The organism is Sulfuricurvum sp. (assembly GCF_022759005.1).
In the GTDB taxonomy this organism is placed as follows: Bacteria; Campylobacterota; Campylobacteria; order Campylobacterales; family Sulfurimonadaceae; genus Sulfuricurvum.
In genome coordinates, this window is the sequence record NZ_JAEMQA010000106.1 from 1 (window position 1) to 8,561 (window position 8,561).

At 45.5% G+C, this 8,561-nt stretch carries 10 protein-coding genes; 3 read left to right on the forward strand and 7 right to left on the reverse strand.

Features of this window, described 5'->3' with window-relative positions; all coding sequences use genetic code 11:
- Nucleotides 1-28: 28 nt before the first annotated feature.
- The 7 genes from moaA to mnmG form a co-directional block, all read right to left on the reverse strand.
- Nucleotides 29-994 (reverse strand): GTP 3',8-cyclase MoaA, encoded by a 966-nt coding sequence (gene moaA / locus JHC35_RS06875; RefSeq protein WP_295043365.1) that lies wholly within the window; start codon nt 992-994, stop codon nt 29-31.
- A gap of 104 nt (nt 995-1,098) precedes the next feature.
- Nucleotides 1,099-1,494, reverse strand: coding sequence for a hypothetical protein (locus JHC35_RS06880; protein WP_295043367.1), 396 nt, complete (start codon nt 1,492-1,494; stop codon nt 1,099-1,101).
- Nucleotides 1,495-1,504: 10 nt separating this feature from the next.
- A complete protein-coding gene (locus tag JHC35_RS06885; RefSeq protein WP_295043370.1) occupies nt 1,505-2,383 on the reverse strand; it encodes a c-type cytochrome in 879 nt (292 codons plus the stop codon).
- The gene (locus JHC35_RS06890) at nt 2,383-3,633 is read right to left on the reverse strand and encodes a cytochrome bc complex cytochrome b subunit (RefSeq protein ID WP_295043373.1); all 1,251 of its coding nucleotides are present in this window, start codon (nt 3,631-3,633) and stop codon (nt 2,383-2,385) included. The genes JHC35_RS06885 and JHC35_RS06890 overlap by 1 nt, the downstream gene beginning before the upstream one ends.
- A gap of 10 nt (nt 3,634-3,643) precedes the next feature.
- On the reverse strand, nt 3,644-4,144 hold the full coding sequence (gene petA / locus JHC35_RS06895; RefSeq protein WP_295043376.1) for a ubiquinol-cytochrome c reductase iron-sulfur subunit: 501 nt from the start codon (nt 4,142-4,144) through the stop codon (nt 3,644-3,646).
- 60 nt (nt 4,145-4,204) lie between these two features.
- Nucleotides 4,205-5,074, reverse strand: coding sequence for a hypothetical protein (locus JHC35_RS06900; RefSeq protein ID WP_295043379.1), 870 nt, complete (start codon nt 5,072-5,074; stop codon nt 4,205-4,207).
- A 13-nt stretch (nt 5,075-5,087) separates the two neighbouring features.
- Nucleotides 5,088-6,962: a tRNA uridine-5-carboxymethylaminomethyl(34) synthesis enzyme MnmG gene (gene mnmG / locus JHC35_RS06905; protein ID WP_295043382.1), complete on the reverse strand. Its 1,875-nt coding sequence runs from the start codon at nt 6,960-6,962 to the stop codon at nt 5,088-5,090.
- A 121-nt stretch (nt 6,963-7,083) separates the two neighbouring features.
- On the opposite strand from mnmG, the gene JHC35_RS06910 reads away from it, so the two are divergent.
- The 3 genes from JHC35_RS06910 to JHC35_RS06920 form a co-directional block, all read left to right on the forward strand.
- Entirely contained in the window at nt 7,084-7,281 is a 198-nt protein-coding gene (locus JHC35_RS06910) for a hypothetical protein (protein WP_295043385.1), read from the forward strand.
- Between the two features lie 47 nt (nt 7,282-7,328).
- Nucleotides 7,329-8,012, forward strand: a complete 684-nt coding sequence (locus JHC35_RS06915) for a tetratricopeptide repeat protein (protein WP_295043388.1) — start codon at nt 7,329-7,331, stop codon at nt 8,010-8,012.
- 12 nt (nt 8,013-8,024) lie between these two features.
- The coding region (locus JHC35_RS06920) for a riboflavin synthase (RefSeq protein ID WP_295043391.1) at nt 8,025-8,561 on the forward strand (537 nt) is incomplete at its 3' end.

The following is an 8,561-nucleotide window of genomic DNA, read 5'->3' on the forward strand; positions in this document are numbered from 1 at the left end:
TAAAAATGTTCGACTAAATACAACATCTTCACCCTCCCGTTTCATAAAACGCACGTTTGGATGATTCGGCATCCCCCTCGCTCCAGCGATTTTTCTCGGGTTTGGTACGAACCACCTCTTTGAGCACCATTGCCGCTTCTTTAATGTCTCCCCGACGCACCGCATCACGGATCGACATCGCTTCGTCAAAATAGAGACACGGGATCAAATTTCCCTCTGCCGTGAGACGAATACGATTGCATTTTGTACAGAAATCGTCCTTGTGTGGTTCGATGATCCCAAATTCATATCCATCAGAGAGTTTATAATAATGCGATGGTGAGTGTCCGTCAAATCCCTCATCATCATAGGTGTATCGAGTTCCGATAATACTCAACAATTCGGAGCTTTGCATCCCTTTGATATCAATTTCGGCATGAACGTTTTCCATGTATTCGATAAAACGGACAACCATACCTCGCGCTTTGCAGTATTCCAGCACATCCAAAATCTCACTCTCATTGACCCCTTTCATCGGAACCATGTTCACTTTGACTTTGAATCCGACGCGAAGCGCCTCTTCTATCCCCTCAAGAACATTTTTCAAAACATCTTTTTTGGCAATCTTCTCAGCCACTTCGGGTTTGAGTGAATCAATCGAAACGTTCAATCGGCGTAATCCCGCATCATAGAGCTTTTGAGCAGAGCCTGCCAACAAAAAAGCATTGGTCGTCATCGCCAAATCAATATCGTTTCTGTACTCATAAATCATTCGAATGAACGTATCGAGATTTTCGCGTAAGAGCGGCTCACCTCCGGTGATACGGATTTTTTTAACCCCTTCATCAATGGAGACTTTGATGAACTCAAACAGCTCTTCAAAACTGAGAAGATTCTCTTTGGGTACCCATGAAAAAGGTTTCTCCGGCATACAGTATTGACATCGAAAATTACACCGTTCCGTCACCGAGACACGCAAATAATCAACCGTACGCCCATAGCTATCTATTAACACAATAGTCCTTACAATAGGAAAGTGTTGGGATGGTATCTAAAAGTTGTTTGGAGTTTTATTTATTGAGAGAATTAGGGGAGAAACCCCGCAAGGGGGTAACTTTTTTACCAGCCGCGAACGACTGCGTGACATGCCGTACAAGCATTCACGATTTCTGAATACGACTGATGTGCTTTTGAATATTGTTTTTCATCCAATGCTTTGATCAAATCGTTTGATGCGCTGTCAATACGTTTAGCCGCGTTGAATGCGATATTTCCCATATGTTGTTTATCTTTTGGAAGATATTTTTTAGTGTCTTCCATGTTATGGAAAAGAGCATCCGCTTTTTGAATATCGGCTACACCGCTTTTAATCAAATCCGGAGTGTTGTACAAAAATCCTTTTTGTACATTGCTCAAACCGCTCTCCATTTGGCTCATATTTTTTGCCAAAGTATCGTCTGCCATTGCACCGGCACTAAGAAGTGCCGACAATGCTAAAATTTTAACCATTTTCATCCATCACCCCTTAGTGAACTTCTGACCAGATTTTGCGTTTCCACAAATAAGCCAAGATTGCGAATACGAATGTGTAGAGAAGAACCCATACACCCAAAGATTCGCGTTCTGCTTTTTTAGAATCACCAACCTCTTCCATATACGCGATTACCTCTTCTTGCGCTTTTTCATTCAAACCGACGCGCGGCATTGAAGTCCCTTTGAGCAAGACTTGCGGGTCATTGATAAAGCTGTGAAGATAGTGTTCACCACGGCTTTTGATATATTGTGACAAATCCGGAGGAGTTGCGCCCATATGCTCTTTGATAACAGTAGCCGGAGTCGTTGCTTCGATACCTGCATATTTCATGTTGTGACAACGTCCGCACGCCGCTTCAAATGTCGCTTTGTGTGCTTCTTTGCCTTCAGCTGCTTTTGGAGCAATCGATTGCAAGTACGCTACAACGTCCATGATCTCTTGTGGGGTCATCCAGTTGTATGACGGCATCGGGAATGCTTTACCGCTCTCCGGAGTATATTTGTGTTGCAAGTGCATTGCACTTACCGGATCGAAAATAAAGTTAGCCAAATAGTTTTTGTCATAGATACGACCCGCTTGGCTCAAATCCGGTGGAACAACACCATAGCTTGCCGCAGCATCTGCGTTTGGCATGATAGCGGGATGACCCGCTTTTTCGATAGCGTGACATGCAAGACAGTTCGCTTCTACAAGGGCTTGACCGTTTGCAGCGTTACCTGTAAGTTTGGTATCCACATTTTTTAAATCTTTGAACGAGAAGTCAGCCGGAGCTACTTCTGGGTGCATTACACTGTGAGCATACGGCTCAATCCCGTAATAGGTAATGCCGACAAGAGCGACAATAACTGCTAAGATTTTAAACTCTTTCATTATTTTCCCTCCACTTTTTTAGCTTCTGCTTTCGTAATGAACGGCAATGCGATAAATAGGACAAGGAACGTCAATGACGCACCGAAACCTACCCATGCATTCGGTCCGGTCGGAGGCAATTTACCAAATTCAGTCAATACCATCAAGTCGGCAATCATCAACCAGAACCAGTATTTGAAATACGGACGTTGATTTGCCGGTTTTACCATCGGTGAGCGATCCAACCATGGCAATACCAAGAAAATAGCATTCGCAAAACCAAACGCCATCAAACCAAGGTCTTTACCAGAGATACCAGCGATTTCGAAGAACCAACCGCGCAATACTTCATAAGACCACAAGAAATACCACTCAGGGTAAATGTGCGCCGGAGTTTTAAGACCGTCTGCTTTATCGAAGTTGATCGGATCCATTGCAAAACCGTAATGGAAGAAAACCAAATAGAAGAAGAACAACATAAAGAACCCGAGAACAAAGAAGTCTTTTGACAAGAATACCGGCCAGAAAGGGACAACTTTAGACTCTTTTTTGTTTCCTGCTAGATATTTTTCCGCTTCTTCATCGAAATCAAAGAATTCACCCTCTTCGTTGTTAACGTGTGGAAAACGGAGTGAATAGAAGTGAAACGCAATCGCACCCAAAATCGCCAACGGAATCAACAATACGTGAAGCATGAAGAAACGGGTCAATGTAGAATCCGCAACATAGAAGTTACCGCGAATCCAAACAACCAATTCATCACCGATTACAGGGATACCACCGAAAATTTCAGTAATAACGTACGCCGCCCAGTATGACATTTGTCCCCATGGAAGCATGTATCCGCTGAAACCTTCTGCAGAGAAGAGCACAAACAACAACATCCCAGAAATCCAGATCATCTCACGCCCTTTTTTGTACGAGCCGTAATAGATACCGGTAAACATGTGGATATAGATTACCAAGAAAACAACCGAAGCACCCACTGCGTGAATGTGACGGAACAACCAGCCGTATGCCACTTCTTGCATGATAGTGTAGTTAACACTGTCAAACGCCATGTTCGCATCCGGTTTATAGTACATCAACAAGAAGATCCCTGAAACCAAAAGGAATGTAAACAATACGGTCAACAAGACACCCATTGCCCACAAGAAATTGATATTTTTAGGAATCCAATATTCTGTCATCATCACTTTTGCAAAGTTGACAACACCAAGACGTTGGTCAAACCACTCGAGCATCGAGTCTGCTTTTTTAAATTCTGCCATCTCGCTCCCCTTATGCTTTCGCCGTCATTTTTTTGTATTCAGGACCCTCTTCACCCAAAACGAGTGTTACACCGTCAAGTTTGAAAGGAGGAATATCAAGTGGACGCGGAGGCGGTCCGAATGTGTTTTTACCATCAGCTGAGTATTCTCCACCGTGACAAGCACATTTGAACATCTTTTTGTCCCCTTCGTATCCCGGAATACATCCAAGATGGGTACAAAGACCGATCATTACAGAGAAGTAGCTGTCACCGATTTTGACACTGCGACCGTCTGTCGGTTTCATATCCGCGCTGTATTTTAGGATAAACACCGGTTTACCACGCCATACAACGACTTCTAATTTGTTGGCTTCTAAGGCCGATACGTCTACCGTTGTAAAACCGGCAGACATAACGCTCGGAAGCGGATCCCATGTTTTCTTCATCGCGATGAGCGAGGCAATCCCCCCGACCGCTGCGACGGCACCAAAAGCTTTACCAATAAAGCCTCTTCTGCTTTCATCCATCATAGTCATCTCACTTAATTTTGAAATTTAACTCCCCATAATAAGTTAAAAAGGTTTAAGTTTCTATAAATTGAAAGTTTTTCTTATGAATTCGATTACTTTCGTGTTACCTTTTTCTAATTTGTGATAATTATTGGATTTGGCCATTTCAACCCCATTTTTCACCCCTTCTTGGGTCAATTCTTCTATTGTCGGGATAGATAAGACCTTAAATAACGGGATAAAATCTTTACTATAATCGGCTCTTTGTAAATAAATCGGTTTACCCCCTCCGGCTAAGCTTTGAAGAGCTGCTTGAGGCGAAGACGTAATTAATATATTACTTTGACGAATAATTTCATCGTATTTTTCGCATTCGTGAATGGTAGAAAAACTCTCTCTTAGGCTTTTTTCATATCCCAGGAAATGGTAAAATCCCATCAATAATTCGGCATTGAGAGATTTGAAGATCGCTTGGTTTTTTTCTAAATCTTTTTCATAATCATCATCTCCAAAAAAAAGAGTCAATGGGATCGTTTTCGGAAGCGGCTTAAAATAGTGTTCCCCTATAACAACTGCGTTACAGATCCCATCCCCATCCAAATACGGAGAGATCAGAAACTCGTTATCATGTTTCACCTCATCGGGATCATCACTGACACGGATAAACGAAGAAAAGAAATGGGTCATGTCATCCAATAAAACGGGATTCGCCTCTGCAGAGTCAAAAATCATTTTATCCCCGTGATGGGCGATTTGAGGAATATTGCGAACCACATCAACACCGACAGAGCGTTTGATCCCGTACCCTTTTGCCTCAGCAGCGATCCGGAAATCCGAACAGAGCAAGGTAATCTCGATCTCTTTTTGGAGTTCGTTGACAATCGCAACGGCACGATGGAAACGATCGAGTCCGATACGGTGACCCGTATGGACGTAATAAAAGTAGCGCATAATAGAGTATCCTTTAGTTTTTGCGTTGTGCCATCTTGATATAGATGTGCAAAATATCGAGAGCGGCAGGTGTCATACCGCTAATTTGGGATGCCGCCTGCAAGGTAGGCGGATTGAATGTGTAGAGCTTATCCACGATCTCGTTTGATAATCCCGAAACGGAGCGGAAATCAAACCCTTCGGGAATCGCAATATGAAGCATCTTGTTCATTCGTTCGATATCGTCGCTTTGTTTCTCGACGTAACGGGCATATTTGGCTTCGATCAAAATCTGCTCTTGTATGTACGGATCGAGTTCGGCAAAACTCGGGATCAATTTGACCAACTTGTCCAAATCGAAACTCTTACGCGATACCAGCTGCATTGCGGTGAGTTTGTCGCTGATATGTTCCTCATCGATGGAGGCTAAAAAGGCTAAAAACTCTTTGTTCGGAGTATAGACGGTCTCTTCGAGAAGCTTTAAGCCTTCGGTGATTTGAGCACGCTTACTCTCGATCCGCTCCATCTGCTCATCACTGATAAGCCCCAGCGCATGACCGTATTTCCCCAAACGCAAGTCCGCCGTCTCTTCACGAAGCAATAGGCGGTACTCGGCGCGGGAGGTAAACATCCGATACGGTTCTTTGGTCCCTTTTGTCACCAAATCATCGATCAACACCCCGATGTAGGCTTCATCACGGCGTAAGATGAGCGGTTCTTTCCCCTGAAGCGAGAGCGCAGCATTGATCCCCGCCATCATCCCCTGCGCCGCTGCCTCTTCGTATCCCGTCGTTCCGTTGAGCTGTCCGGCACAATAGAGATGCTTGACTTTTTTCGTCTCCAGTGTATGTTTCAGCTCGGTCGGATCGACATAATCGTATTCGATCGCATAGCCGTAACGGACGATTTTGGCATTCTCCATCCCGTGCACCGAATGGATCATGGCACGCTGAACATCGGGCGGCAATGAGGTGGACATTCCGTTGATGTAGCACTCGGTATTTTCCGCGCTCTGCGGTTCGATAAAGAGGTGATGGCGCTCTTTGTCACGAAAACGGTTGATCTTATCCTCGATACTCGGGCAATAGCGCGGTCCAACTCCCTCGATTTGTCCCGTAAACAACGGTGCACGATGAAAATTTCCTTCAATCAGGTTATGGGTCTCTTCGTTGGTGTAAGCAATGTAACACGGAAGCTGTTTTTTGGTACGGGCAAACTCATCCCTATCGGTACGGAAGCTAAACGGTGCGGGAAGTTCATCCCCGTCTTGGATCTCCATCACACTAAAATCGATCGAAGAGCTGTCGATGCGCGGACAGGTTCCTGTTTTGAGCCGTCCGACGTTCAGCCCCGCCGCACGGAGTGAATCGGTGAGTCCTTTCGCCGGAAACTCACCGAAACGCCCCGCTTCTTGAGTGATCTCTCCGATATGGACGACGCCGTTGAGAAACGTCCCCGTCGTCAAAATTACCCGTTTCGCTCGATACTCGTTCAGCAAATGGGTACGGACGCCGATCACCGTAGAATCTTCGATAATAAGCGATGTCACCGTCTCTTGAATCAGCGACAAATTGGGAGTCGTGAGGATTTTGTTTCGCGCTATGACACGATAGCGGTCCATATCGATCTGGGCACGGCTACCCCGAACAGCGGGTCCTTTGGTGATATTGAGTATACGAAACTGGATCCCCGCTTCGTCAGTGAGCAACCCCATCTCTCCGCCCAAAGCATCAAGTTCACGCACCAAATGCCCTTTAGCAAGTCCACCCACTGCAGGGTTACAGCTCGTTGCTCCTACCTGCTCAGCCAAAATAGAGACCATCAAGGTATTTTGTCCCATACGTGCTGAGGCGAGAGCGGCTTCGATTCCGGCGTGTCCTCCGCCGACGACAATTACATCATATTCCATAGTATTTGCTTCTTTGTGTCATTCTTTAAATGCAATTATAGCTTCCCTTGTTGAAACCTATAAAAAGAGAAAGGAAAAATACCCTACAATTAAGCAAAACTTTTGATGAGTAGAGATTGCCATGAATAACGACAAAGCCCTTACATTGGAAGAGATGCTGAAAAACTACAGCCCTGAGCCATTGGAATATGACCCTGAAATCGACGGAGGAGATGAATTTTTAGTCCGCGAACAGCTTCTCAAGAAAAAAGAGGAGCTCAAAGACGTTGTAACCAAACTTAAAGAAAAACAGCGCGAAGCCAGAAAAGTGCGTCGTTAAGACCGCCTCGCTATAATCACCCAAAAACAATGATCGAGGTACTTTGAATGCTTCAAAACGCATTTGACGCTTTTAACAATGGGGACTACGCAAACGCCCTTGAACTTTTTGAAACACTTGCCTTGCAAAACAACCCTACTGCCCTCTCATCACTGGGATATATGCACCAAAAGGGCTTGGGAGTTGAGAGTTCACTGGAACGTGCCTATCATCTCTATTCCCAAGCCGCCGAACTGAACGAACCGACCGCACTCTACAATCTGGCTCTGATGTATGCTGATGGGGCTGTCGTCCCCCATGATCAGTTCAAATCGTACGAATTGATGCTCCGCGCCGCGATCTTGGAATTTCCACAGGCACAATATGAGACAGCTCTTGCATTGGAGCGGGGTTTGGGGTGTGTCCAAAATTTCTCCGAAGCGGCATTTTGGTACGAAGAATCAGCCAAACGGGGCAATGCCAACGCCTTTAACAACCTCGGCGTCCTCTACAAAGAGGGGCACGGCGTACCGCAAGACTACGCCAGAGCTTTTATCTGCTTCTCTCGCGCAGCAAATATGAACCTTGCAGAGGCTCAATTCAATCTCGGATTGATGTTTGATCAGGGATTGGGATGCGAAATGAACAACGATATGGCGCTGGAGTGGTGCCGCAAAGCGGCCTATAACGGTCACGAAAAAGCGAAAAGTATTATCAGGACTTTGCAAGAAGAGGGTAAAATTGTATTTTAACAAAGGAGCTTTATGTTTACGGGACTGATTCGGGAGATGGCACAGGTGAAAAGTTTCGGCAAAAATCGCCTATCCCTCAAAGCTGCCCACAAACCCAAACTCGGCGACTCCATCGCGATCAACGGCACGTGTCTATCGGTTGTGAGCATCGAAAGTGACGGTTTTTCCGTCGAACTCTCCCCTGAAACACTCAAGCATATCGCTACCGAAAAACTAAGCGGTTCCGTACACATCGAACCCGCTATGATGATGGGAGACCGCTTTGAGGGGCACATCGTCCAAGGACATATCGATACGATCGGTACCATCCGCTCCATCACTGATAACGGCAACAGCACTGATGTGATCGTCGAGGTCGATGCCGAATTTATCCCCCTCATCCCCCCGAAAGGCTCCATCACGATCGACGGTATTAGTCTCACCGTTAACGAGGTTATGGGGGATGCATTCCGCCTCACCATCATCCCCATCACGATGCGCGAAACCCTCTTCGGTACCTACAAAAAAGGGACACGGGTCAACATCGAAACCGACGTATTCGCCCGCTAT

Bases quoted from the DNA above. Each gene is read 5' to 3' on its own strand.
- JHC35_RS06915 (WP_295043388.1), top strand. From the start codon at position 7,329: ATGCTTCAAAACGCATTTGACGCTTTTAACAATGGGGACTACGCAAAC.
- JHC35_RS06890 (WP_295043373.1), bottom strand. From the start codon at position 3,633: ATGGCAGAATTTAAAAAAGCAGACTCGATGCTCGAGTGGTTTGACCAA.
- JHC35_RS06900 (WP_295043379.1), bottom strand. From the start codon at position 5,074: ATGCGCTACTTTTATTACGTCCATACGGGTCACCGTATCGGACTCGAT.
- JHC35_RS06910 (WP_295043385.1), top strand. From the start codon at position 7,084: ATGAATAACGACAAAGCCCTTACATTGGAAGAGATGCTGAAAAACTAC.
- JHC35_RS06885 (WP_295043370.1), bottom strand. From the start codon at position 2,383: ATGAAAGAGTTTAAAATCTTAGCAGTTATTGTCGCTCTTGTCGGCATT.
- JHC35_RS06880 (WP_295043367.1), bottom strand. From the start codon at position 1,494: ATGAAAATGGTTAAAATTTTAGCATTGTCGGCACTTCTTAGTGCCGGT.
- mnmG (WP_295043382.1), bottom strand. From the start codon at position 6,962: ATGGAATATGATGTAATTGTCGTCGGCGGAGGACACGCCGGAATCGAA.
- petA (WP_295043376.1), bottom strand. From the start codon at position 4,144: ATGATGGATGAAAGCAGAAGAGGCTTTATTGGTAAAGCTTTTGGTGCC.